General features: G+C 54.9%; 21 protein-coding genes. 13 read left to right on the top strand and 8 right to left on the bottom strand.

Going from position 1 to position 24,083, the window contains the following annotated elements; translation table 11 throughout:
* Position 1: 1 nt before the first annotated feature.
* Positions 2-1,051 carry a YeiH family protein gene (locus MT962_RS18495; protein WP_024556314.1) on the bottom strand — a complete coding sequence of 350 codons (1,050 nt, stop codon included), beginning with the start codon at positions 1,049-1,051 and terminating at the stop codon, positions 2-4.
* Positions 1,052-1,168: 117 nt separating this feature from the next.
* On the opposite strand from MT962_RS18495, the gene yieE reads away from it, so the two are divergent.
* Positions 1,169-2,035 carry a DNA-binding transcriptional regulator YeiE gene (gene yieE, locus MT962_RS18490; RefSeq protein WP_024556315.1) on the top strand — a complete coding sequence of 289 codons (867 nt, stop codon included), beginning with the start codon at positions 1,169-1,171 and terminating at the stop codon, positions 2,033-2,035.
* A 181-nt stretch (positions 2,036-2,216) separates the two neighbouring features.
* The gene (locus MT962_RS18485) at positions 2,217-3,686 is read left to right on the top strand and encodes an amino acid permease (protein WP_247366189.1); all 1,470 of its coding nucleotides are present in this window, start codon (positions 2,217-2,219) and stop codon (positions 3,684-3,686) included.
* A gap of 52 nt (positions 3,687-3,738) precedes the next feature.
* Here MT962_RS18485 and fghA read toward each other — a convergent pair whose 3' ends face one another.
* Complete coding sequence (gene fghA / locus MT962_RS18480; RefSeq protein ID WP_247366188.1) at positions 3,739-4,569, bottom strand: S-formylglutathione hydrolase; 831 nt, start codon at positions 4,567-4,569, stop codon at positions 3,739-3,741.
* A gap of 129 nt (positions 4,570-4,698) precedes the next feature.
* On the opposite strand from fghA, the gene MT962_RS18475 reads away from it, so the two are divergent.
* From MT962_RS18475 to MT962_RS18440, 8 genes are all read left to right on the top strand, one after another.
* Positions 4,699-5,847 carry a YbfB/YjiJ family MFS transporter gene (locus MT962_RS18475; RefSeq protein WP_247366187.1) on the top strand — a complete coding sequence of 383 codons (1,149 nt, stop codon included), beginning with the start codon at positions 4,699-4,701 and terminating at the stop codon, positions 5,845-5,847.
* Between the two features lie 104 nt (positions 5,848-5,951).
* Positions 5,952-6,620: a GTP cyclohydrolase I FolE gene (gene folE, locus MT962_RS18470; protein WP_024556319.1), complete on the top strand. Its 669-nt coding sequence runs from the start codon at positions 5,952-5,954 to the stop codon at positions 6,618-6,620.
* An 18-nt stretch (positions 6,621-6,638) separates the two neighbouring features.
* Positions 6,639-7,796 carry a DUF418 domain-containing protein YeiB gene (gene yeiB / locus MT962_RS18465; RefSeq protein WP_247366186.1) on the top strand — a complete coding sequence of 386 codons (1,158 nt, stop codon included), beginning with the start codon at positions 6,639-6,641 and terminating at the stop codon, positions 7,794-7,796.
* 154 nt (positions 7,797-7,950) lie between these two features.
* On the top strand, positions 7,951-8,976 hold the full coding sequence (gene galS / locus MT962_RS18460) for an HTH-type transcriptional regulator GalS (RefSeq protein WP_024556321.1): 1,026 nt from the start codon (positions 7,951-7,953) through the stop codon (positions 8,974-8,976).
* 288 nt (positions 8,977-9,264) lie between these two features.
* Positions 9,265-10,260 (top strand): galactose/glucose ABC transporter substrate-binding protein MglB, encoded by a 996-nt coding sequence (gene mglB, locus MT962_RS18455; protein WP_024556322.1) that lies wholly within the window; start codon positions 9,265-9,267, stop codon positions 10,258-10,260.
* Between the two features lie 84 nt (positions 10,261-10,344).
* The gene (gene mglA, locus MT962_RS18450; protein WP_024556323.1) at positions 10,345-11,865 is read left to right on the top strand and encodes a galactose/methyl galactoside ABC transporter ATP-binding protein MglA; all 1,521 of its coding nucleotides are present in this window, start codon (positions 10,345-10,347) and stop codon (positions 11,863-11,865) included.
* Between the two features lie 15 nt (positions 11,866-11,880).
* Entirely contained in the window at positions 11,881-12,891 is a 1,011-nt protein-coding gene (gene mglC / locus MT962_RS18445) for a galactose/methyl galactoside ABC transporter permease MglC (protein WP_024556324.1), read from the top strand.
* Between the two features lie 507 nt (positions 12,892-13,398).
* A complete protein-coding gene (locus MT962_RS18440) occupies positions 13,399-16,332 on the top strand; it encodes an autotransporter outer membrane beta-barrel domain-containing protein (protein WP_247366185.1) in 2,934 nt (977 codons plus the stop codon).
* A 93-nt stretch (positions 16,333-16,425) separates the two neighbouring features.
* On the opposite strand, the gene sanA is transcribed toward MT962_RS18440, so the two are convergent.
* The 4 genes from sanA to MT962_RS18420 all read right to left on the bottom strand — a co-directional run bounded on the left by sanA (position 16,426) and on the right by MT962_RS18420 (position 19,370).
* Positions 16,426-17,139: an outer membrane permeability protein SanA gene (gene sanA, locus MT962_RS18435; RefSeq protein ID WP_024559675.1), complete on the bottom strand. Its 714-nt coding sequence runs from the start codon at positions 17,137-17,139 to the stop codon at positions 16,426-16,428.
* A gap of 125 nt (positions 17,140-17,264) precedes the next feature.
* Positions 17,265-18,149: a cytidine deaminase gene (cdd, locus tag MT962_RS18430; RefSeq protein WP_247366184.1), complete on the bottom strand. Its 885-nt coding sequence runs from the start codon at positions 18,147-18,149 to the stop codon at positions 17,265-17,267.
* A gap of 130 nt (positions 18,150-18,279) precedes the next feature.
* A complete protein-coding gene (locus MT962_RS18425) occupies positions 18,280-18,975 on the bottom strand; it encodes a CidB/LrgB family autolysis modulator (RefSeq protein WP_024556327.1) in 696 nt (231 codons plus the stop codon).
* On the bottom strand, positions 18,975-19,370 hold the full coding sequence (locus MT962_RS18420) for a CidA/LrgA family protein (protein WP_024556328.1): 396 nt from the start codon (positions 19,368-19,370) through the stop codon (positions 18,975-18,977). The genes MT962_RS18425 and MT962_RS18420 overlap by 1 nt, the downstream gene beginning before the upstream one ends.
* A gap of 365 nt (positions 19,371-19,735) precedes the next feature.
* On the opposite strand from MT962_RS18420, the gene dusC reads away from it, so the two are divergent.
* The gene (dusC, locus tag MT962_RS18415; protein ID WP_024556329.1) at positions 19,736-20,668 is read left to right on the top strand and encodes a tRNA dihydrouridine(16) synthase DusC; all 933 of its coding nucleotides are present in this window, start codon (positions 19,736-19,738) and stop codon (positions 20,666-20,668) included.
* On the opposite strand, the gene MT962_RS18410 is transcribed toward dusC, so the two are convergent.
* Entirely contained in the window at positions 20,665-21,579 is a 915-nt protein-coding gene (locus tag MT962_RS18410) for a LysR family transcriptional regulator (RefSeq protein ID WP_024556330.1), read from the bottom strand. The two genes, dusC and MT962_RS18410, sit on opposite strands and share 4 nt — an antisense overlap.
* Before the next feature lie 76 nt (positions 21,580-21,655).
* Here MT962_RS18410 and MT962_RS18405 point away from each other — a divergent pair, with 76 nt between their 5' ends.
* Complete coding sequence (locus tag MT962_RS18405; protein WP_188724310.1) at positions 21,656-22,609, top strand: MBL fold metallo-hydrolase; 954 nt, start codon at positions 21,656-21,658, stop codon at positions 22,607-22,609.
* A gap of 282 nt (positions 22,610-22,891) precedes the next feature.
* Here MT962_RS18405 and MT962_RS18400 read toward each other — a convergent pair whose 3' ends face one another.
* The gene (locus MT962_RS18400; RefSeq protein ID WP_024561002.1) at positions 22,892-23,359 is read right to left on the bottom strand and encodes a nuclear transport factor 2 family protein; all 468 of its coding nucleotides are present in this window, start codon (positions 23,357-23,359) and stop codon (positions 22,892-22,894) included.
* Between the two features lie 105 nt (positions 23,360-23,464).
* Here MT962_RS18400 and MT962_RS18395 point away from each other — a divergent pair, with 105 nt between their 5' ends.
* Complete coding sequence (locus tag MT962_RS18395; RefSeq protein ID WP_024561003.1) at positions 23,465-24,034, top strand: TetR/AcrR family transcriptional regulator; 570 nt, start codon at positions 23,465-23,467, stop codon at positions 24,032-24,034.
* The last annotated feature ends 49 nt before the right edge of the window (positions 24,035-24,083 follow it).

Raw genomic sequence — 24,083 nt, 5'->3', positions numbered from 1 at the left:
TTTATGCCATTAGCCGCTCAACGATAACGTTAATCACCCCGCCGCCTACAATCAGCCAGAAAAAGAGGAGGAGCGCCATCAGCAGCGGCCGTACGCCCGCTTTTTTCAGCGCGCTGAGGTGCGTTGTCACGCCAAGCGCCGCCATCGCCATTGCCAGCAGAACGGTATCGAGCGTCACCAGCGCATCCACCAGCGGTTTCGGCAGCAGATGGAAGGAGTTGAACACCGCCACCAGAATAAACAGGATAGCGAACCAGGGAATAGTGATGGCGCTGCGCTTGCCGTCATTTGCCGGCGCCAGCTGTTTTACCCGCGCCGCCAGAAAAATCAGGAACGGGGCGAGCATCATCACGCGCAGCATTTTAGCAATAACCGCCGCATTTTCCGCATCCGGCCCCACCGCATGGCCCGCCGCCACGACCTGCGCCACTTCATGCATGGTAGAACCCATATAGACGCCGTAGGTTTCTGGCGAGAAAAAGGCGTTTAGCCACGGCCACATCAGAGGATAGAGAAAAATCGCCAGCGTGCCGAAAATTACCACCGTCGCCACCGCCACGGTCACTTTACTGGCTTGCGCTTTGATAACCGGTTCGGTGGCGAGAATCGCCGCCGCGCCGCAAATGCTGCTGCCGGCGCCAATCAGCCAGCTCGTTTCGCGATCGAGCTTAAAAACGCGCTGACCAAGCCAGCAGGCAAGAAAAAAAGTACTGCTGAGCGTGAGCATATCCACCAGCAGGCCGCTTGCGCCCACCTGCGCGATTTGCGCGAATGTCAGGCGAAAGCCATAAAGAATAATGCCCAGTCGCAACAAATGCTGTTTGGCGAACAGCACGCCGCCGTCGCAGGATTGCCAGAGGCGAGGGTAAACCGTATTGCCGACAAGCATGCCGGCAAGGATAGCAAGCGTCAGCGCGCTAAGCCCTGCGCCAGCGACCGCCGGGATAGCACCAGCCCACAGGGCTGCGCCTGCCACCAGGGCAGTGAGCGCCAGACCGGGCGCATAATGCATCAGGTGATGCTGCGGTTTGCGTAGTGTGAGTATTGTCATAGCCTTCTCCTTACTGTGTGGAAAGCGTAAGGCGAGGCGACTTAAAAATAAAATTGATTATATATTTATAATTAATCATCATAAGTGGTAAGAGAGCTCTTACTATTGAGGCGAGTCATGCATATCACCCTGCGTCAGCTGGAAGTGTTTGCCGAAGTGCTGAAAAGCGGTTCCACCACCCAGGCATCGCAAATGCTGGCGCTGTCGCAATCGGCGGTCAGCGCAGCGTTAACCGATCTGGAAGGCCAGCTTGGCGTGCAGCTTTTTGACCGGGTGGGCAAACGGCTGGTGGTCAATGAGCACGGGCGGCTGCTTTACCCGCGCACCGTGGCGCTGCTGGAGCAGGCGGGAGAGATAGAGCAGCTTTTTCGTGAAGATAACGGCGCTATCCGCGTTTATGCCAGCAGCACTATCGGCAACTATATTTTGCCGGAAGTGATTGCCCGCTACCGCCGCGACTTTCCGTCATTGCCGCTGGAAATGAGCGTTGGCAACAGTCAGGATGTGATTAACGCCGTCGCGGATTTTCGCGTCGATATCGGGCTTATCGAAGGGCCGTGCCATATGGCGGAAATCGTCACTGAACCCTGGCTTGAGGATGAACTGGTGGTCTTCGCCTCTCCCGCAAGCCCGCTTTTAAACGGGGAAGTAACGCTGGCACGCCTTGCCGCCGCGCCCTGGATCCTGCGTGAGAAAGGTTCCGGCACGCGGGAAATTGTCGATTACCTTCTGCTTTCGCACCTGCCGCAGTTTGTGCTGGCGATGGAGCTTGGCAACTCTGAAGCGATTAAACATGCGGTGCGCCACGGGCTGGGCATCAGTTGTCTTTCACGCAGGGTGATAGCCGAGCAGCTGGAAACCGGCTCGCTGGTCGAAGTGAAGGCCCCGTTGCCGCGGCTGACGCGAACGCTCTACCGGATCCATCATCGCCAGAAGCACCTGTCCAACGCCCTGCAGCGTTTTTTACGCTACTGCGAACCCTGAGCGAGTCGGCAAATCGGGCGTCAGTCATAAGAAAAAATTTTCGCTCTCCCGCAGGCCCGCTGCTTTACTTATGATCCAGCGGCTATCATGAACGTCTCTTATAACTGCGTATTTCCACCAGGCGCTTCGGTTTGAGTCTGCTACAATCGCGCCTCTTTTGATGGATGGGCATTATTTTTATATGGTTTCCGAATCTAAAACCACACAAGCGCCTGCGCTACGTCGCGAATTAAAGGCGCGTCATTTGACGATGATCGCCATCGGCGGCTCTATCGGCACAGGGCTGTTTGTCGCATCCGGCGCGACGATTTCTCAGGCGGGCCCGGGCGGCGCGCTTTTTTCCTATATTCTTATCGGCCTGATGGTCTATTTCCTGATGACGAGCCTTGGCGAGCTGGCGGCCTATATGCCGGTCTCCGGCTCGTTCGCTACCTACGGGCAGAACTACGTAGAAGAGGGATTCGGCTTCGCGCTGGGCTGGAACTACTGGTACAACTGGGCGGTCACCATCGCGGTCGACCTTGTGGCCTCGCAGCTTGTGATGAGCTACTGGTTCCCGGATACGCCAGGCTGGATCTGGAGCGCCATCTTCCTCGGCATCATGTTCCTGCTGAACTACATTTCCGTAAAAGGCTTTGGCGAAGCGGAGTACTGGTTCTCGCTGATTAAAGTGGCGACCGTGATTATCTTTATTCTGGTCGGCATCGCGATGATTGTCGGCATTTTCAAAGGCGCTGAACCGGCAGGCTGGAGCAACTGGAGCATTGATGAGGCGCCATTCGCGGGCGGCTTCTCGGCGATGATTGGCGTGGCGATGATTGTCGGCTTCTCTTTCCAGGGCACCGAGCTTATCGGCATCGCGGCGGGCGAATCGGAAGACCCGGCGAAGAATATTCCGCGCGCGGTGCGTCAGGTTTTCTGGCGTATCCTGCTGTTCTATGTGTTCGCCATTCTGATTATCAGCCTGATTATCCCCTACACCGACCCGAGCCTGCTGCGCAACGACGTGAAAGATATCAGCGTCAGCCCGTTCACTCTGGTGTTCCAGCACGCGGGTCTGCTCTCTGCGGCGGCCATCATGAACGCGGTGATCCTGACGGCAGTGCTCTCTGCGGGCAACTCCGGCATGTACGCTTCCACCCGCATGCTCTACACCCTGGCCTGCGACGGCAAAGCGCCGCGTATTTTCTCAACGCTGTCTAAAGGCGGCGTGCCGCGCAACGCGCTTTATGCGACGACCGTGGTCGCGGGCTTGTGCTTCCTCACCTCCATGTTCGGTAACCAGACGGTTTACCTGTGGCTGCTGAACACCTCGGGGATGACCGGATTTATCGCCTGGCTCGGTATTGCCATTAGTCATTATCGCTTCCGTCGCGGTTATGTCATGCAGGGCAACGATATCAACGACCTGCCGTACCGCTCCGGCTTCTTCCCGCTGGGCCCGATTTTCGCCTTCGTGCTGTGTCTTATTATCACGCTCGGCCAGAACTATCAGGCATTCCTGGAAGATACGATTGACTGGACGGCCGTTGCGGCAACCTACATCGGCATTCCGCTGTTCCTGATAATCTGGTTTGGTTACAAGTGGACCAGAGGCACGCATTTCGTGCGTTACAGCGAAATGACGTTTCCTGACCATCTGAAGAAATAACGAAAAGGGCGCCTTAAGCGCCCTTTTTTATTGCCGGTTTGGCATGGATGCATCAGCGCAAATGCTGCGCGTGAAAGCGCAAATGCTCTTCAATAAAGGTGGCGATGAAATAATAGCTGTGATCATAGCCCGGCTGCATGCGCAGCGTCAGCGGCCAGCCTGCCTTGCGCGCCGCGTCATCAAGCCGCTCCGGCTGGAGTTGCTCGCCAAAGAACGGGTCGCTGTCGCCCTGGTCGACAAGCGTGGGGATAGCGTGCGCCGGATCGGCCTTTTCCAGCAATGCGCAACTGTCCCACTGGTGCCACTGGCTTTCATCTTCGCCAAGATACGCGGTGAACGCTTTTTTCCCCCACGGCACGGCAGACGGGTTGACGATTGGCGCGAAGGCGGAAACCGAGCGGAAACGCCCGGGGTTCTTTAGCGCCATGATAAGCGCCCCGTGGCCGCCCATTGAGTGGCCGCTGATGGCGCAACGGTCCGCTACCTTAAAGTTTTCCGCAATCACTTTGGGCAGTTCATCGCGCAGGTAATCATACATGCGATAGTGGGATGCCCAGGGCGCAACGGTGGCGTTAAGGTAGAAACCGGCGCCTTTGCCGAGGTCGTACCCTTCCGCGTCCGCCACCTCATCACCGCGCGGGCTGGTGTCCGGCATCACTAACGCAATGCCCAGTTCAGCAGCCACGCGTTGCGCGCCCGCTTTGGTCGTGAAGTTTTCATCGGTACAGGTCAGGCCGGAGAGCCAGTAAAGCACAGGCGGCGGCGCGTCGGTTTCAGGCGGCAGAAAAATGCTGAAGGTCATGGCGCAATTGAGCGCCTGAGAATGATGTCGCCAGCGCTGCTGCTGGCCGGAAAAACAGCGATGCTCGTCGAGCAGTTCCATAGGCGGCTCCTTATAATTGGCTGAACAGAATAGCGCAAACGCGCATTAACGAGTGAACAAGTTTCACTTCACCTTAGAAAACTCATGCCGCATCATAGCCATAACTTTATTTTAACAAATGGAGGCGCTGTGGCGCTGCGTATTGCACTGACCGGGTTTCTCGCGCTGATTGTGGTAATGGGGATTGGGCGTTTCGCGTTTACGCCTCAGGTGCCGTTGATGGTAGGGGAGGGGCAGTTAACGCTCACCAGCGCCGGACTGGTCGCCGCTGCAAACTATCTTGGCTATCTGGTCGGCGCATGGGATGCGATGCGCGCGCAGCGTCACGTTGAGCTTCGGCTCTGGGCGGGCGTCGGCGGCGCGGTGCTGCTGACGCTGCTTTCCGCTTTTGTCGACGGACCCTGGCCGCACGCCGTATTGCGCTTCGTTATCGGCTGCATGAGCGGCTGGGGGCTGGTGCTGATGGCCGCCTGGACCAACGAACAGCTCGCCCATTTCGGCAGGCCGGGCCTTAGCGCCGCGGTGTTCGCCGGGCCGGGCGCCGGCATCGCCATCAGCGGCCTGCTGGCGGTCTGGATCCACGGCGCCGGGCTCAGCGCGCAGCAGGGCTGGCTTATCTACGGCGCGCTGGCGCTGCTGTTTATCGCGCTGATTGCCCGCAACCTGCCGCGCCGGGGGCATCTCCACCGCCCGGGCAACCAGCCTGAGCCGCTGCGCCTGACGCGCGGACTGAAAAAGCTGGTCTGGAGCTACAGTCTCGCCGGGTTTGGTTATATTCTGCCCGCGACGTTTCTTTCCCAAATGGCGGCGGCGCGCTTTCCAGGCAGCCTGTTTGCACAGTTTGTCTGGCCTGTTTTTGGCGGCGCTTCGGTTATCGGCATTGCGCTTAGCATCCTGCTTCGCGGGGTGCTGCAAAGCAATCAGCGGCTGGCAATAGTGCTGTGGCTGCAGGCCGCAGGCGTGGTGGCCGCCGCATGGCTGCCGGGTATAAACGGGTTGGTTATCGGCGCGCTGCTGGTAGGCGGCGGCTTTCTCTGCGCCGTGCAGCTTTCGTTGCACTACGGGCGAGAGCTGGCGCCGGAGCACACCCGCTATCTGGCCGGGCTGCTCACGACCGGTTATGCCGTGGGGCAGCTTGTCGGCCCGATGACCTCTGCGGTTGCCAGCTTTCTCACCGGCAGGCTGGAGCCGGCGCTGTGGATAGCTGGCGTGGCGCTGGTTATCGGCGGCGCGCTGGTCTGGCGGCGCGACGAAGAAAGGAATCAACAATCCCAATAATTATCGGTCCCGCTACTGGATTATGTGCGCCCGCTCACGCACAATGAACGCTCACTTTGCCCCCTGCGGTAAAGGCTGGTTACACCTGCTGGAGAAAAAATAAGATGTCATTACTCTCAAAAGAAGCTGCCCTGGTACATGAGGCGCTGGTTGCGCGTGGCCTGGAGACGCCGCTGCGTCCGCCGTTGCACGAGCTTGATAACGAAACCCGCAAGCGCCTTATCGCCGGTCATATGACCGAGATTATGCAGCTGCTTAATCTTGATCTGAGCGATGACAGCCTGATGGAAACGCCGCATCGCATCGCCAAGATGTATGTCGACGAGATTTTCTCCGGCCTGGACTACGCTAATTTCCCGAAAATCACCGTCATCGAGAACAAGATGAAAGTGGATGAGATGGTCACGGTTCGCGACATCACGCTGACCAGCACCTGCGAACACCACTTTGTAACCATCGACGGCAAAGCCACGGTGGCCTACATTCCGAAAGACTCGGTGATTGGGTTGTCGAAGATTAACCGCATTGTGCAGTTTTTCGCCCAGCGCCCACAGGTGCAGGAGCGTTTAACGCAGCAGATCCTGGTGGCGTTGCAAACGCTGCTTGGCACGAGCAACGTGGCGGTGTCCATTGACGCGGTGCACTATTGCGTAAAAGCGCGCGGCATTCGCGACGCAACCAGCGCCACCACGACGACGTCGCTTGGCGGGTTGTTTAAGTCCAGCCAGAATACGCGCCAGGAATTCCTGCGCGCGGTACGCCACCCCAGCTAATTGATAAGGCAGGCCGCCATGGCAAGAAACGTCACGCTGGACGTGGTTCGCGGCGTCGCCATCCTGGGCATCCTGCTTTTGAATATCACCGCCTTCGGTCTGCCGAAGGCGGCTTACCTCAACCCTGCCTGGTATGGCGAAGCGACCCTGCGCGACGCCTGGACCTGGGCGCTGCTGGACCTCTTCGCGCAGGTTAAATTCCTCACGCTTTTCGCATTGCTGTTTGGCGCCGGCCTGCAAATGCTGCTCGTCCGTGGCAAACGCTGGATTCAGGCGCGCCTGAGCCTGTTGGTGATTTTCGGTTTTTTGCATGCGGTTTTTCTGTGGGATGGCGATATCCTGCTTGCCTATGGGCTGGTAGGGCTTATCAGCTGGCGAATAGTGCGCGACGCCTCGGGCGTTAAATCGCTGTTTAACACCGGGGTGCTGCTGTACCTGATGGGCGTGGGCGTGCTGCTTCTGCTCGGCGCTATCACTGGCGACCAGATCAACCGTTCGTGGGTGCCGGACGTCGCGCACCTGCAATATGAGCAGTTCTGGAAGCTGAACGGCGGAGCGGAAGCTATCGATAATCGGCTCGATCTTCTCTCTTCAAGCCTGCTGGCGCTCGGCGCGCAGTACGGCTGGGAGCTGGCGGGAATGATGCTTATCGGCGCGGCGCTGATGCGTAGCGGCTGGCTGCGCGGCGAGTTCAGCCTGCAGCACTATCGCCGTACGGGCCTCATCCTGGTGCTGGCTGGGCTGTTGATTAACCTGCCTGCGGTTATCGCGCAGTGGCGAATCGGCTGGGATTACCGCTGGACCGCGTTTTATCTGCAGGCGCCGCGTGAACTCAGCGCGCCCTTGCAGACCATCGGCTACGCGGCGCTGATTTATGGTTTCTGGCCATCACTTGCCAGGTTCAGGTTAACCGGCGCGCTGGCCTGCGTTGGCCGCATGGCACTCACCAACTACCTGCTGCAATCGTTAATCTGCATTACGCTGTTTCATCGCTTCGGGCTGTTTATGAAGTTTGACCGCCTGCAATTGCTCGCCTTCGTTCCCGCCGTCTGGGCGGTTAACATATTGATCTCCGTACTCTGGCTGCGTCGCTTTCGCCAGGGGCCGGTGGAGTGGCTCTGGCGGCAGCTCACGGCCAGAGCGTCAGGCGTGCCGTTATCGCAAACAACAAGATAACGATCTGGATCACAATCGTTAACATTTCGTATGTAACCGTTTCCAGCGCTGTGATGTGCTTCACGTAGCGCCTTTCTGCTCGCTGCCAGAATAGCCCCCAGGCTTACACAGGGGGTATTTGTGAACTGCTGCCAACTACTTAAAGGTGATCGTTATGATCACTATTCGTGACGTCGCAAGACTTGCGGGCGTCTCTGTCGCTACGGTCTCCCGCGTTCTGAACAACAGCGCGCTGGTAAGCCCTGAAACGCGTGAAACCGTTATGCAGGCGGTCAGTCAGCTAGGCTACCGGCCGAACGCCAATGCCCAGGCGTTGGCCACCCAGGTCAGCGATACCATTGGCGTGGTGGTGATGGACGTTTCCGATCCCTTCTTCGGCGCGCTGGTAAAAGCGGTGGATACTGTGGCCCAGCAGCATCAAAAATATGTGCTCATCGGCAATAGCTACCATGAAGCGGAAAAAGAGCGCCATGCCATAGAAGTGCTGATTCGCCAGCGCTGCACCGCTTTAATCGTTCATGCCAAAGCGCTCGGCGACGCAGAGCTGGCAAGCTTTCTCGACCAAATCCCCGGCATGGTGCTGATTAACCGTATCGTGCCCGGCTACGCGCATCGCTGCGTCGGTCTGGACAATGTCACCGGCGCGATGATGGCGACCCGCATGCTGCAAAGCAATGGCCATCAGCGCATCGGCTATCTGGCTTCCGCTCACCGTATTGAAGATGATGACCAGCGTAAAGAGGGCTGGCTGCGGGCGTTGGCGGAGCAGGGGATAACGCCGCCGGAAAGCTGGGTCGGTACGGGCAGCCCCGACATGCAGGGCGGCGAGGCGGCAATGGTGGAGTTACTGGGGCGCAACCTGCAGCTCACGGCGGTGTTTGCCTACAATGACAGCATGGCGGCAGGCGCGCTAACGGCGCTTAAAGATAATGGCATCGCCGTGCCGCAGCATTTGTCACTCATTGGTTTCGATGATATTCCAATCGCCCGCTACACCGATCCGCAACTCACCACGGTGCGCTATCCCATTGTTTCCATGGCGCGACTCGCGACCGAGCTGGCGCTGCAGGGCGCCGCAGGAGAGCTCGATTTGCAGGCCAGTCACTGCTTTATGCCGACGCTGGTGCGCCGCCATTCCGTCGCCGGAAAGCAAAGTGTGGGGCCGATCACTAGTTTATAAATGAGAGTGATGTAACCGCTTTCAATCTGTGAGTAAATTCACAGTATATTAACATTGCGCTGGTCTATGATGTCAGCGTTTTAAAGGCTGAAACACTATGTAACAGCAACGTTGCGCTAAGAGCATGGGTTAAGGGCCGAAAACAAACAAAAAGACGCAGTACTGGAGCGTTACCGATCAAGGAAGAAAATTTTAAAGTGAGCTTCGGTGGTCAGTAACACTTTTCTAACATTACTACCCCGCCGCCCGTTTTTCACAAGAACTACCCTGCATAAAACCGGAGATACCATGAATAAGAAGGTCCTTACTCTGTCTGCCGTTATGTCCTGCATGCTGTTTGGCGCCGCAGCCCAGGCCGCTGACCGTATCGGCGTGACTATCTATAAGTATGACGATAACTTCATGTCCGTAGTACGCAAGGCCATTGAGAAAGAAGCAAAAGCCACGCCAGACGTTGAGCTGCTGATGAACGACTCGCAGAACGACCAGTCCAAGCAGAACGACCAGATTGACGTGTTGCTGGCGAAAGGCGTGAAGTCCCTTGCCATCAACCTGGTTGACCCGGCCGCTGCGGGTACCGTCATCGAAAAAGCGCGCGGGCAGAACGTACCGGTTGTGTTTTATAACAAAGAACCTTCACGCAAAGCGCTCGACAGCTACGACAAAGCTTACTACGTAGGGACCGACTCCAAAGAATCCGGCGTTATCCAGGGCGACCTGATCGCCAAGCACTGGGCTGCGAACAAAAACTGGGACCTGAACAAAGACGGCCAGATCCAGTTCGTACTGCTGAAAGGCGAGCCGGGCCACCCGGATGCCGAAGCGCGTACTACCTACGTGATTAAAGAGCTGAACGATAAAGGCATCAAAACTCAGCAGCTGCAGTTAGATACCGCCATGTGGGATACCGCTCAGGCGAAAGACAAAATGGACGCCTGGCTCTCTGGTCCGAACGCCAACAAAATTGAAGTCGTGATCGCCAACAACGACGCGATGGCGATGGGCGCGGTAGAAGCGCTGAAGGCGCATAACAAATCTTCAATCCCGGTATTCGGCGTTGACGCCCTGCCGGAAGCGCTGGCGCTGGTGAAATCCGGTGCGATGGCCGGTACCGTGCTGAACGACGCCAACAACCAGGCGAAAGCGACGTTCGATCTGGCGAAAAACCTGGCGCAGGGTAAAGGCGCCGCTGACGGCACGAACTGGAAAATTGAAAACAAAGTGGTTCGTATTCCTTACGTCGGCGTTGATAAAGACAACCTGGCGCAGTTCAGCGATAAATAATAGTTAAATGCTTTTCCGGGGCGCGCAAGCGCCCCTTTTAAACCGTGCCATGCTCAGACAATACTCTCGCAGCCAGGTGTAATTATGGTCAGCAATACTACGCAGACGTCAGGCGAATACCTGTTGGAAATGACCAATATCAACAAGTCATTCCCCGGCGTTAAGGCACTCGATAACGTAAATTTAAAAGTTCGTCCTCACTCCATCCACGCGTTAATGGGGGAGAACGGCGCAGGCAAGTCAACGTTATTAAAGTGCCTTTTTGGGATCTACCAGAAAGATTCCGGCAGCATTCTTTTCCAGGGAAAAGAAATTGATTTTCATTCGGCCAAAGAAGCGCTGGAAAATGGTATTTCCATGGTGCACCAGGAGTTAAACCTGGTTTTGCAGCGCTCTGTTATGGACAATATGTGGCTTGGTCGCTACCCCACCAAAGGGGTATTTGTCGATCAGGACAAAATGTATCGCGATACCAAAGCGATTTTCGACGAGCTGGATATTGATATCGATCCGCGCGCGCGCGTGGGGACGCTTTCTGTCTCGCAGATGCAGATGATTGAAATCGCCAAAGCGTTCTCCTATGACGCGAAAATCGTCATTATGGATGAGCCCACCTCTTCACTAACGGAAAAAGAGGTGAATCATCTCTTTAAAATTATCCGTAAGCTGAAAGAGCGCGGCTGCGGTATTGTTTATATCTCCCATAAAATGGAAGAGATATTTCAGCTGTGCGATGAAATTACTATCCTGCGCGACGGGCAGTGGATCGCCACCCAGCCGCTTGAAGGGCTGGATATGGATAAGATCATCGCCATGATGGTGGGCCGTTCGCTCAATCAGCGGTTCCCGGATAAAGAAAACAAACCGGGTGAAGTTATCCTTGAAGTGCGCAACCTGACCTCGCTGCGCCAGCCCTCTATCCGTGACGTCTCCTTTGATCTGCATAAAGGGGAGATTCTCGGCATCGCGGGACTGGTGGGCGCCAAGCGCACTGATATTGTGGAAACGTTATTTGGTATCCGTGAAAAATCGGCGGGCACCATTACCTTGCACGGCAAACAGATTAATAACCACACCGCCAACGAAGCCATTAACCACGGTTTCGCGCTGGTGACCGAGGAGCGTCGCTCAACGGGGATTTACGCTTATCTGGATATCGGTTTTAACTCCCTGATCTCCAATATTCGCAACTACAAAAATAAAGTCGGTCTGCTGGATAATTCCCGCATGAAAAGCGATACCCAGTGGGTTATCGATTCCATGCGCGTGAAAACACCAGGGCACCGGACGCAAATCGGTTCGCTTTCCGGCGGCAACCAGCAAAAGGTGATTATCGGTCGCTGGCTGCTGACGCAACCGGAAATATTAATGCTGGATGAACCGACGCGCGGTATTGACGTAGGCGCGAAGTTCGAAATTTATCAGCTTATCGCTGAGCTGGCGAAAAAAGGCAAAGGGATCATTATTATCTCTTCCGAAATGCCAGAGCTGTTAGGGATAACCGATCGTATTCTGGTAATGAGCAATGGCCTCGTCGCTGGAATTGTTGACACTAAAACGACAACGCAAAACGAAATTTTACGTCTTGCGTCTTTGCACCTTTAATATCAGGGGCTCCTCATGAGTGCGTTAAATAAGAAGAGTTTTCTCACTTATCTGAAAGAAGGCGGTATTTACGTCGTTCTTTTAGTGTTGCTGGCCATTATTATTTTCCAGGATCCCACTTTTTTAAGTCTGCTTAACTTAAGTAACATTCTGACCCAATCCTCGGTGCGTATTATTATCGCGCTGGGCGTCGCGGGGCTTATTGTTACCCAGGGCACGGACCTTTCGGCCGGTCGTCAGGTAGGGCTCGCGGCGGTAGTCGCGGCGACCTTGCTGCAATCAATGGAAAACGCCAACAAGGTGTTCCCGGAAATGGCGACCATGCCGATTGCGCTGGTTATCCTGATTGTCTGCGCTATCGGCGCCATCATCGGCCTGATTAACGGCATCGTTATCGCTTACCTGAACGTAACGCCGTTTATCACCACGCTCGGCACCATGATCATCGTGTACGGCATCAACTCCCTGTACTACGATTTTGTGGGCGCTTCGCCGATCTCTGGTTTCGACAGCGGTTTCTCAACCTTTACGCAAGGGTTCCTGGCGATAGGCAGCTTCAGGCTCTCTTACATCACTTTCTATGCGTTGATCGCCGTCGTGTTTGTCTGGATCCTGTGGAACAAAACTCGCTTCGGTAAAAATATCTTCGCCATCGGCGGAAACCCGGAAGCGGCGAAGGTTTCCGGCGTGAACGTGGCGCTGAACCTGCTGATGATTTATGCGCTCTCCGGCGTGTTTTACGCCTTCGGCGGGATGCTGGAAGCGGGCCGTATCGGTTCCGCCACCAACAACCTCGGCTTCATGTACGAACTCGACGCCATCGCAGCCTGCGTGGTGGGCGGGGTTTCCTTCAGCGGCGGCGTGGGTACGGTGCTCGGCGTGGTAACTGGTGTGATAATCTTCACCGTTATCAACTACGGCCTGACTTATATCGGCGTGAACCCGTACTGGCAGTACATCATCAAGGGCGCCATCATTATCTTCGCGGTAGCGCTGGATTCATTGAAATACGCCCGTAAGAAGTAATAAGGCATTATTCGTCCAGCCTCCGAAAGGCTGAGGCATCCTCAGAAAAAAGACCGGCATAGAGTTTTGTGATCTACTGATTACGCTGACAAATTCCAGGTGATCACCTCTATGCCTGCTCGAACATTACGCCAGAAATTTTCCGTGGCGCTCTGAACCCGTTTCATCAATTCCTTCCTGGTTTATCACAAGTCAAAAACAAGATAGTACTGCCCAGTTTTTTATGAGATAAGATCGATGATATTATAAAAATACATCTCATGAAGCGTCATAATTTTATTGTGCCTTTCTCTTTAAGTATTTTTAGAGGCTATACCACATTAGATGGTTTTTTAATCTAAAAAGATGTTTTAGCATTGCTAAATTGATAGTCAATTTTGTATGTCTATAATCGCTTTTATAAATCATGGCATTTCTAAATGCTTTGTTATTGAGCTGTGATTTCTAAGGTAATTAATAAAGGTTTTGTGTTTGTTCACTTAAATTAATAGTAGAGCTAAGATTTTTATGAAGAAAAATTTTAAGGTTAATGCCTTAACTGAATCATTATGTGTTAAATTTCCCATATTGCTTGCCGGTTTGTTTTCTGTTAGCGCTATGGCCTCCCAAACCGTAATTGATAGTAATACCAATCAAACCTCTACGGTTACCATTAGCGATACCACTTCATCGCTTATTATTACCGAGGATGGCGTATTAACAGATAATACAAATAACTGTATGTATGACGTTGATGCGAGTTGGTCATTTACTAATAATGGTACATTTAAAAGTTCTGAGGCCAGTGGCCATTCGTTACACATTCGTAGGTCGGGTGATTATGATATTGTTAACACTGGCACTATAGAAATTACCGGCGGGAAAACTTTTTTAGATGCCACTGCAGCCTCCCAAAATTTCAATATTTCGAATAGTGGTACAATAACAAGTAAAAGCGCAACATTATTCGAGATTGGAACCTCGGGAAGTACGACTTTAAACTTTGATAATACCGCTACAGGCAAAATATCTTCAGAAACCGGAACGGTTTTGGATTACTCAAACTCTTCTGGAGTTGTCGCTATTGATAACCTTGGGGAAATTAGCTCTGGAAATACCGCGATTAAATCCCAGGGTAAAACAACTATCCATAACGCGGGGAAAATTTCTGGTACTGATGCTATTGTGTTAGGTAGTCAGAATGACGAATTACAGCTTGAAACGACGTCACAAATTACAGGTAACGTTAAAGCTGGTGGCGGTACAGACAAACTGACCCTTCAGGGTGATACAGGTGAAGGGTCTATTAATCTTTCCCAGTACACGGGTTTCGAAACCTTCAATAAAAATGGTAAAGGAACTTGGGAGTTGACCGGCACAAATGCGTCAGGTGAGACTTCAGACTGGAACTTGAACGCGGGTACGCTTAAGGTCGCAAAAGATGCGGTTGTAAAAGGCAGTGTTCTGGTTTCCAAAGACGTGACTGAAAATACCACTCTGGAAATGAACGGTAAAATTGATAACGGTGATGACGCCGCGATTGATTTTGAAAGCAACACAGATAACCAGCTTATTTATAATACCGGTGCCTCTCTTGGCAAAGGCGGGGTAAAAGTCGGTGCGGGTAACGTTTATTTAACGGGTACTGGCGCAATTGACCAGGCAGTCAATATTGATAAGGGCACCCTTTATATTGGTGATGGCCAGGAAGGTACGGGTGGCGCGATTGCTAGCGATGTCACTAACAATGGTACTTTAGTCTTCGATCGCGCTGATAACTATACCTATGACAACGTCATTAGCGGTACCGGTGCAGTTGAAAAACAAGGCGCAGGCAACGTAATTCTGACAAAAGATCAGACTTATACTGGCGACACGACAATTAAATCGGGCGCGATGATCCTCACTAATGATATTGAGCTTCAATCGGCAAATGTCACTGTCGACAGCAATGCCACGTTAGGCGGTTATGGTAGCCTTGCCGGTAATGTTATTAACAACGGTTTAATTGCCGTCGCTGATGCAGCGCCTGGTTATGAAAATGATCAAAGCAGTAATTTCATTATTGGTGGTGACTTAACCAACAATGGTGAACTGCGCTTGGGCAGCGCTAATCCGGGCAGTACATTAACGGTGCAAGGTAATTACACCGGTAATAATGGCTTATTGACCATGGACATGGTGCTTAATGACGACACGACCTCTAGCGGCGATCTGATGGTGGTTGAAGGAGATACCGCAGGGACGACGTATGTCACTGTGAATAATGCTGGCGGAATGGGTGGCCAGACTATCGAAGGCATCAAAGTCATTGATGTCAATGGTCAGTCAAACGGTGATTTTATACAGCAAGGCCGTATCGTTGCGGGTGCTTATGATTATTACCTGACTAAAGGAACGACCAGTAATCCAGAGGATGGTAGTTGGTATCTTCGTTCTGAAACTGAGCCAGCGCCAACTCCGGCACCTGAGCCAGCGCCAACTCCGGCGCCTGAGCCGGTACCGGTTCGCCCAGAAGCTGGCGCTTATATGGGCAACCAGGCTGCAGCAAAATCAATGTTTATGAGCACCATGCATGACCGAATGGGTGAGCAAAACTTTATGCAAGCTCAATCATCTGACGATGTAATGCCGTCGACATGGGTTCGTACCTCCGGCTCTCGTACTAAGAGTAAGACTGCTGGCAATATCGATAACTCAACCGATTCAACGATGTTCCAGTTAGGTAATGATATTACCGCATGGTCTGCGAATGGTTCGGACAGAGGCCACCTTGGGTTTATGTTCGGTTATGGTTATGCGAAAACAGACTCTTATTCCGCTAAATCTAAGGCTGGCTCTCGCAACGCGACCGGTAAAGTAAAAGGATATAACGCCGGGCTTTACGGCACCTGGTATGCCGATGCAAAAGAGATGAAGGGACTGTATCTTGATTCTTCACTGCAATATTCCTGGTTCGATAATGAGACCAAAGGTGAGCAACTGGCATCAGAAAAATACAACAGCGATCTGTTACAGGCTTCTATGGAAGCGGGTTACACCATGCTTGCTCTTCAGAAAGCTGAAAAATCACTGTATGTAGAACCTCAGGCACAGGTCATTTATTCATCGATGAATACAGATGACTTCCATGAAGCAAATGGTACCCGGATTCATGATGCGGATGCTTCAGGCTATACCACTCGTTTAGGGATGCGTGTATTTGGACGTGTACTGAACAATAACACGGCAATTGAGCCGTTTGTTGAAGCGAACTGGTGGCACGATACTGCAGAAAACTCGATTAAAATGAATGAAGATAAGCTGAATGATAAAACGCCTGCCAACCGTTATGAAGTTAAAGGCGGCGTGGAAGGTAAAATCAGCGATAATTTCCATTCATGGGTAAATGTCGGCTACCAGACGGGTGGTAATGACTTCAGCGAAGTTACCGGTATGGCTGGTGTGAAATACGTCTGGTAAGAAAGCGTGTGTTCCGCTAATACCAGGGCGTTAACGTTGTGAAAGAGGCCGCAGTGCATAGCATTGCGGCCTCTTTTTTTGCGATTATCGTCGTTACTTCTTCTTTTGTAACTCTAACAGCTGCTCCGGCGTTACCGCCGGGTATCCCTGCGCGTCATCCGGGACTTCATGCAGCGAAGGAATCGGGATGAGCGGCCCTAAGAAGCGCGGTTCGCGCTTGAAGATATAGAGGTCCGCCAGCGCGCCGAGGCGAGCGCCGAACTCGCGAATGCGCACCGGGAGCATATTTTTAGGCGAGGGAACGGCGTAGCACTGCGCCTGGATGCCCATATGCAGCGCAATAAACAGCGCCCGCTCGCAGTGAAAGCGCTGGGTGATGATGATGAAATCGTTGGTATCAAACACTTTGCGGGTGCGAACTATCGAATCCAGCGTACGAAAGCCCGCGTAGTCCAGCACGATGTCCGCCGGGTCGACGCCTGCGGCGATGAAATCTTTGCGCATCGTCATCGGCTCGTTATAGCTCTGCTGCGCGTTATCGCCGGAAAGCAGCAGGTAGTTCACTTTGCCGCTGTTATACGCGTTCAGCGCGCCCTGAATGCGGTAGCGGTAATACTGGTTGATGACCCCGGTGCGGTAATACTTGGCCGTGCCCAGCACCACGCCAACCTGACGGTAGGGCAGGTCCTGCAGTTCATCATAAACGTAGGGAGAGGTCTTCCAGCTGATCCAGCGGTCAAGCCCCAGCGCAGTTAACAGCAATAAGCTAATCAGAACCAGCAGGCTGTATAACAAACGCTTCAACATTCAGGTACTCGGAGCAGGGGTGAAATTTCATCCAAGGCTACTTTACCCGTTGGACAAGAGCAAGAATCAGCGTATCGGTTGAAGCAATTTTCACCACTGCGGATGTTTTATCCGCAGGGTGGGCATCAGGCGAGTTCGATGCGTTCGACGGCGTTGCAACCAATGGCGCGAAGCGTAGCAACGGTTGCGTCCCATTGAACGATATTGGCCTGCGCTTTTTCTGCAAGCGACGCCCGCTGAATATCACGCCAGCCATAGCCGTTCAGGCTCAGCAGATTCAGCGCCGCCTGCAGGGGAGGCAGCGAGGGATTAAACGCGGCGTTTTCAGCATAGCTGCCGGTAAAAATCTGCCCGTCATGAGTTTGCAGGGCGACGCCGGAAGGCGACTGGCTGTAAGGCGCGTGGCTGCGGTTAGCCGCTTTTATCGCCGCGTCGCCGAGCGCTTCGCCTTTTAAGGCGAATGCATGATCCTCGGCGTCGAAAATCAGCGTTTTAATATCAAGGTCGCGTGGGCCGAAAGCGTCGGGCAGATAGTCGCCAAGCTTAGAAGGGGCGCGTCCCGGCAGGTTAATGCGCAGGGTCAGGCCGCTGTTCAGCTCGTTCATAAACTGGCGGCAGTGGCCGCAAGGGGTGTAGTTCACGGTGATGGCGCAAAGGCCGCTTTCGCCGCGCATCCAGGCGTGGGTAATTGCGCTTTGCTCCGCATGCACGGTCTGCTGCATCGCCACGCCGGAGAACTCCATGTTCGCGCCGAAATAGAGCGCGCCGCTTAGGCCGCGGGCTACGGCGCCGACATTGAAATGGGAGATGTCAGTCTGCGCGCAGGCGGCCGCCAGCGGCAGCAGCGCGAAGGCGAGCGCTTCATCATCCAGCCCGCTGTGGCGTTTTACCTCTTCAACCTGACTTGCGCTCAGCATGGCCGGGAAATGCGCATCGGCGAGCCACGGCGCCAGGGACTCCTGGAGCGCGGCGGGAAGCTGTGCAAAAGCAGATTCAAAACGTGAATGCATGGGCTAAGCCTCTTATCAGTTTACTGGAGCCGTAGTTTACGGGCCTCGCTGGGCTTTATATGTGATTTTCGTCTCACTGCCTATGCAACAAATGAAATTTAAAATGAATTTGCGCGACGTATCGCAACTTTTAGCCAAAAACGGCCAGAATAACCGGGAATAAAAAGGGCGCGATGAGCGAGGTGATAATGCCGCAGATCACCAGCGCCAGAGAACTGAACGCCCCTTCCTGGTAATCCAGCTCCGCGCAGCGCGCCGTACCCAGGGCGTGCGAGGCAGTGCCCATCGCCAGTCCGCGGGAGGCTTTGGTGCGAATACGCATTAAATTCAGCAAACTGTGGCCGAATACCGCGCCGAGAATCCCCACAAAGATAACGCACACGGCGCTGATAGCCGGAATGCCGCCGATGCTGCCGCCTACCGCCATCGCAATAGGCGTCGTTACGGATTTCGGCAGTACCGACGCGGCGATTTCGGGGGTTGCGCCCATCAGCAGAGCGACAGAGGTGCCGGTTATCATCGCCACCACGCTGCCGATAAAACAGATGGTGATAATCGATTTCCAGCGCGCGCGGATCTGGTGCAGCTGTTCGTAAAGCGGAAACGCTAACGCCACCACCGCCGGTTGCAGAAGGTCATTCAGGATCTTGCTGCCCGCGAAATAGCGTTCATAGGAGATGCCGGTCGCCACAAGAAACGGAATGATAATAACCATCGACACCAGCAGCGGATTAAGCAGCGGCGATTTGAGTTTCGCCGCCAGCCTGCGTGCGCCGAAGAAGACCACCAGCGTCAGCGGCAGCGACCACCAGATATTCTCAAGCATCACTTTTTCTCCTTCTGCCCGATGACCTTGCGCTCGCCGTGGACCAGGTGCGAGCTCCAGCTCACCACCAGAAACACCAGAAGCGTGCTGATAAAGCAGGAGACGACTACCGGGCCAAACTGGGCGCGCAGCACATCCACATACTGCATCACGCCAATGCCGACCGGCACAAACAGCAGCGCCATATAGCGGATAAGCACATGGCAGCCAGGCTTAACCCACTTCGCGGGAAGGATCTGCAAAGAGAGCAGCAGGAAGAGAATCAGCATGCCGATAATGCTGCCGGGAATGGTTATCGGCAGCAGGGCGGCGATAGCGATGCCCGCATATAAGCAGGCGTAAATTAACAAAAAAGCGCGTATGAATTGCCAGAGAGTCGTCAGCGTAATACTCATGAAAGTCACCCTTTGCGGAATGCATTCATCATACAATTAAAGCGTAAACTGTGCTACCGATCACACCATGAATTGTCAGCATACTTGATATTCCCGCAAGGCACAGTGGTGAACAGCGTTACGGCTTCGCTAAATCGCGACAGGTGTGCAAAGCGTGTCTCTTCGCACTCGTTATTACAACAAACGAAACCGAAAAAAGCGTTACGTAGAAGCGCTGGGCGGTACGCTGCGCCTGGACGGGCGATTTTCTGATGGCAAACACGCTGGCTTAACGGTCTGAGCAACCGCAACGCGGCGCGGTTAGCCTCTTTCAGCCAGCCGCCGCAGGCGCTACCATAGCGCCTCTTTTTCTTACGGGTAACGATATGCGTGTTTTACTGGCGCCGATGGAAGGCGTGCTCGATTCGCTGGTGCGCGAACTCCTGACGGAAGTGAACGATTACGATCTCTGCATCACCGAGTTTTTACGGGTGGTGGACCAGCTGCTGCCGGTGAAATCCTTCTATAAACTCTGCCCGGAGCTGCATCAGCAAAGCCGTACGCCTTCCGGCACCCGGGTGCGGGTGCAGTTGCTTGGCCAACATCCGCAGTGGCTGGGCGAAAATGCGGCGCGGGCGGTGGAGCTTGGCTCCTGGGGTGTTGATTTAAACTGCGGCTGCCCGTCAAAGCTCGTGAACGGCAGCGGCGGCGGGGCGACGCTCTTAAAAGATCCGGAACTGATTTACCGCGGCGCTAAAGCGATGCGCGAAGCCGTACCAGCGCACCTGCCGGTAACGGTAAAAGTGCGTCTTGGCTGGGACAGCGGCGAGCGGCGTTTTGAAATCGCTGACGCCGTGCAGCAGGCGGGGGCCAGCGAGCTGGTGGTGCATGGCCGTACAAAAGAAGATGGCTACCGTGCCGAGCGCATTAACTGGCAGGCCATTGGCGAAATTCGCGAGCGGCTTGCCATTCCCGTTATCGCCAACGGCGAAATCTGGGACTGGCAAAGCGCTCAGGCGTGCATGCAGGCTACCGGCTGCGACGCGGTGATGATAGGACGCGGCGCGCTGAACGTGCCTAACCTGAGCCGGGTCATTAAATATAACGAGCCGCGTATGGCCTGGCCGGACGTCGTAAAGCTGCTGCAAAAATATACCCGGCTGGAAAAGCAGGGCGACACCGGCATGTATCACGTTGCGCGCATCAAGCAGTGGCTCGGCTATCTGCGTCAGGAATACAGCGAAGCGACCACGCTTTTCCGCGAAATTCGCACCTTAACCACGTCAACGGCCATTGCCGACGCCATCAACCGCCATTAACCAAAACGCTGGCGAATAAATTCCCGCAGCCACATTAGCGCCGGGTCGCTGTTATGCCGCTGATGCCAGAGCATCGCCACCTCGATGCAAGGCACGTCCAGCGGCACGGGACTTGCGGCAAGGCCCCAACTGCGCTGCCAGTTTTCCGATAGCCCGGCGGGAACGGTGGCGAGCGCGGGCATCTGGCGCAGCAGGCCGGGCAGAGCGGCGAAGTGCGGCGTGGTATAGCACACCGTGCGCCGCCGCCCCTGTTTAGCCAGCAGCGTATCTATCTGACTGCTGGACGCTTCGCGATAGGTGACTAAAAGATGAGGATGAGCGGCATAGCTTTCCAGCGAGAGCGGGGCGTTCAGCGTAATTTGCTCCGGGTGCCAGAGGGTAACGAACGGCATTTGCGTCAGCGCCTCGCGCTCCTGCCAGCGGGCGGAAGCCTGCGCCACGCTTATCGCCATATCCAGTTCGCCGCCTTCCAGACGCTGGGCGTCGGTGAAGGGATCGCTCGCCACCACGTTCAGGCGCAGCCCTGGCGCGGCGTCGCGTAATGCCGGAATCAGTTGCGGCATCAGCCACATCTCTACCCAGTCGGTCATGCCAAGCGTGATGGTGGCGTTGGCCTGTTGCGGATGAAACTCCGCCTGCTGAAACAGCGCGCTCTGAAGCTGCTCCAGCAGGGGCATTAGTTCGCTGTGCAGCGCCTGGGCCCGGGCGGTAGGCTGCATGCGGTGGCCGCTGCGCACAAACAGCGGATCGTCGAACATCTCCCGCAGCCGCGACAGCGCGCCGCTTACCGCCGGCTGGCCGAGATGCAGCTTATCCGCCGCCAGCGAAACGCTTTGTTCACGAAAAAGCACGGCAAAAGCGATAAGCAGGTTCAGGTCGATTTTACGAAAATCATTTTCTTTGATAGTCATAATCTCTCCAATCAATTGGATTGATATTAGCGCCGGGCAGATACTTCGACAAGGTAAATCAACCCGGAGAACCCCAATGAAGCTTGCGATAGCGCTTTCCACTTTTCTGCTTTGCGCCTTCACCACCAGCGCGCAACCGGTGCCGATTGCGGATAAACAGGCGCCAGGCTATTACCGGATGATGCTGGGCGACTGGCAGATAACCGCCGTTTCCGACGGCACGGTGGTTATTGACAGTGAAAAACTGCTCACGCACATCGACCCGGCGACCCTGTCGCGCCGGATGGCGGAGCAGGCGATGACGCCCCGCACCGAAACCTCCATCAACGCTTACGTCATTAATACCGGCAAGCGGCTTATCCTGGTCGACAGCGGCGCCGGGCCGCTCTTTGGCAAGGCGGGCGGCCATTTGCTGGAAAACCTGCGGGCGGCGGGCATTCCGCCTGAACAGATTGATACTGTGCTGCTGACCCATATTCATGCCGACCATTCCGGCGGCGTACAGCACGACGGTAAACCCGCTTTCCCTAACGCAACGGTGCGGGTGGATAAGCGCGACGTCGATTTCTGGCTGGATCCGGCGCATGCGAGTGACGTGGAGCCAGGCCAGCGGCACACGTTTGAGGAGTCGGAACGGTCGCTGCGTCCGGTTATCGATGCCGGAAAGCTTGAACCCTTCACGGCGCCTGCGAAGATTATGCCGGATATCGAAGCGCTGCCCGCAGGAGGGCATACGCCTGGCAGCGTAATGTATAAAGTCAGCCGCGGCGGTGAAACCTTGCTGCTATGGGGCGATATTATCCATGTACAGGCGGTGCAGATGCCGCAACCGGAAGTGGCTATTCACTTTGATGTCGATCAGGCAAAAGCGGTGGAGCAACGCCAGACAGCGCTCGACATGGCCGCACGGAGCAACGCCTGGGTAGCCTCGGCGCATATCGCGTTCCCGGGCATAGGCAAAGTGAAGAAAGCGCAGGAGGGATACCGTTGGGTGCCTGTTAACTACAGCAGCCTGCAGGTGAAGGAGTAAGGACGCCGCCGCGCAGGCGGCGCCCTTCGGGTCAGAAGATCATCTTAAAGACGCCTGTGACCACCAGTAACCCGATAATAAAAATAATCAGAATGGCCCACAGCAGTAGCTTCATCATCTCTAATTCTCCTTGTGGTAATGAGCAAAATATTGATGCTACAAGGAAAGCGTAGTCTTTCATGGCGAGCTTGCCGTGTCGGTGCGGCCTGGTTGCGCGAAAAACAGACAGATCTGACCCACGCTGCCCTGCCAGATTAACGTCTGTTTTTACGCGCTCCGGTATTAAAACCCGCATTCGCTCAGGCCCGGATGATCGTCCGGGCGACGACCCAGAGGCCAGAAAAAGCGGCGCTCGCTTTCTGTTATCGGTTGGTCGTTGATACAGGCGAAGCGGCGCGCCATCAGTCCTTGCTCGTTAAACTCCCAGTTTTCGTTGCCATAACTGCGATACCAGGTGCCGGAGTCGTCGTGCCATTCGTAAGCAAATCGCACCGCGATGCGGTTGCCTTCGAACGCCCAGAGCTCCTTGATCAGCCGGTACTCCAGTTCCCGGGCCCATTTGCGTTGTAAAAACCCGACAACCCGATCGCGACCGATGACGGTTTCATTGCGGTTGCGCCAGCGCGTATCGGGCGTATAAACCTGGGAAACGCGCAGCGGATCGCGGCTATTCCAGGCGTCTTCCGCCAGACGGGTTTTCTCAATAGCCGACTCGCGGGTAAAAGGCGGCAAAGGCGGGCGGATTTCCATGATGGTGCTCCTCTTTAGTGTGGTAGACAGGTCTGTCTACATCTAATCTGGCACATGTAGACAGAATTGTCTACATGCGTGATACTCTTTACACAAGGAGCCAAAATGACCAGTGAAAACGTAAGCGCTCGCGAGCGCATCCTCGCAACGGCGCACGATCTCTTCTACCGTGAAGGCATTCGCGCCACAGGCATCGACCGCATCATTAAAGAGGCGGGCGTAACAAAAGTGACTTTTTACCGGCACTTTCCGGCAAAAAATGACTTAATCCTCGCTTTTTTGCAGTATCGCCACGAGCGCTGGATAAGCTGGTTTCGCCAGTCGCTTGCCGCGCAGCGACAGCAAGGCGGCTCGCTTGCCGCCGGGCTGTCTGCAACCCTGGAACAGTGGTTTGCCGACGAGCACTACCGGGGGTGCGCCTTTATTAACACGACGGTCGAGCTTGCCCAGGCGTTGCCGGAGAGCCTCGCGTTGATACGCGCTCATAAAGAAGAGATGACGCAGGCGCTTGCCGCTCACCTGCCGGATACGCCGCAGGGCAGGCAGTTGGCGCAGCGTGTGGCTCTGCTGGTGGACGGAGCCATTGTCATGGCGCAGCGCGAGGGTAACGGCAACGCGGCCGTCGCTCTGCTGCGGGAATGGCTGGCGCTTGAGCCCCTGCTGCAGGCGGGCTGAAACGCGTATCTTCCCTTTACCCGGTCAGTTCTCATCGCTCTCCTATACT

Origin of the sequence: Franconibacter sp. IITDAS19 (assembly GCF_023079515.1) — a bacterium.
Classification (GTDB): Bacteria; Pseudomonadota; Gammaproteobacteria; order Enterobacterales; family Enterobacteriaceae; genus Franconibacter; species Franconibacter pulveris.
The sequence above is the reverse complement of the archived record's forward strand: the minus strand, read 5'-3'. Positions and strand labels throughout refer to the sequence as shown.

What these genes read in the sequence shown, in the direction of transcription:
- MT962_RS18495 (WP_024556314.1), bottom strand. Translation starts at nt 1,051, where the DNA reads ATGACAATACTCACACTACGCAAACCGCAGCATCACCTGATGCATTAT.
- yieE (WP_024556315.1), top strand. Translation starts at nt 1,169, where the DNA reads ATGCATATCACCCTGCGTCAGCTGGAAGTGTTTGCCGAAGTGCTGAAA.
- MT962_RS18485 (WP_247366189.1), top strand. Translation starts at nt 2,217, where the DNA reads ATGGTTTCCGAATCTAAAACCACACAAGCGCCTGCGCTACGTCGCGAA.
- fghA (WP_247366188.1), bottom strand. Translation starts at nt 4,569, where the DNA reads ATGGAACTGCTCGACGAGCATCGCTGTTTTTCCGGCCAGCAGCAGCGC.
- folE (WP_024556319.1), top strand. Translation starts at nt 5,952, where the DNA reads ATGTCATTACTCTCAAAAGAAGCTGCCCTGGTACATGAGGCGCTGGTT.
- yeiB (WP_247366186.1), top strand. Translation starts at nt 6,639, where the DNA reads ATGGCAAGAAACGTCACGCTGGACGTGGTTCGCGGCGTCGCCATCCTG.
- galS (WP_024556321.1), top strand. Translation starts at nt 7,951, where the DNA reads ATGATCACTATTCGTGACGTCGCAAGACTTGCGGGCGTCTCTGTCGCT.
- mglB (WP_024556322.1), top strand. Translation starts at nt 9,265, where the DNA reads ATGAATAAGAAGGTCCTTACTCTGTCTGCCGTTATGTCCTGCATGCTG.
- mglA (WP_024556323.1), top strand. Translation starts at nt 10,345, where the DNA reads ATGGTCAGCAATACTACGCAGACGTCAGGCGAATACCTGTTGGAAATG.
- mglC (WP_024556324.1), top strand. Translation starts at nt 11,881, where the DNA reads ATGAGTGCGTTAAATAAGAAGAGTTTTCTCACTTATCTGAAAGAAGGC.
- MT962_RS18440 (WP_247366185.1), top strand. Translation starts at nt 13,399, where the DNA reads ATGAAGAAAAATTTTAAGGTTAATGCCTTAACTGAATCATTATGTGTT.
- sanA (WP_024559675.1), bottom strand. Translation starts at nt 17,139, where the DNA reads ATGTTGAAGCGTTTGTTATACAGCCTGCTGGTTCTGATTAGCTTATTG.
- cdd (WP_247366184.1), bottom strand. Translation starts at nt 18,149, where the DNA reads ATGCATTCACGTTTTGAATCTGCTTTTGCACAGCTTCCCGCCGCGCTC.
- MT962_RS18425 (WP_024556327.1), bottom strand. Translation starts at nt 18,975, where the DNA reads ATGCTTGAGAATATCTGGTGGTCGCTGCCGCTGACGCTGGTGGTCTTC.
- MT962_RS18420 (WP_024556328.1), bottom strand. Translation starts at nt 19,370, where the DNA reads ATGAGTATTACGCTGACGACTCTCTGGCAATTCATACGCGCTTTTTTG.
- dusC (WP_024556329.1), top strand. Translation starts at nt 19,736, where the DNA reads ATGCGTGTTTTACTGGCGCCGATGGAAGGCGTGCTCGATTCGCTGGTG.
- MT962_RS18410 (WP_024556330.1), bottom strand. Translation starts at nt 21,579, where the DNA reads ATGACTATCAAAGAAAATGATTTTCGTAAAATCGACCTGAACCTGCTT.
- MT962_RS18405 (WP_188724310.1), top strand. Translation starts at nt 21,656, where the DNA reads ATGAAGCTTGCGATAGCGCTTTCCACTTTTCTGCTTTGCGCCTTCACC.
- MT962_RS18400 (WP_024561002.1), bottom strand. Translation starts at nt 23,359, where the DNA reads ATGGAAATCCGCCCGCCTTTGCCGCCTTTTACCCGCGAGTCGGCTATT.
- MT962_RS18395 (WP_024561003.1), top strand. Translation starts at nt 23,465, where the DNA reads ATGACCAGTGAAAACGTAAGCGCTCGCGAGCGCATCCTCGCAACGGCG.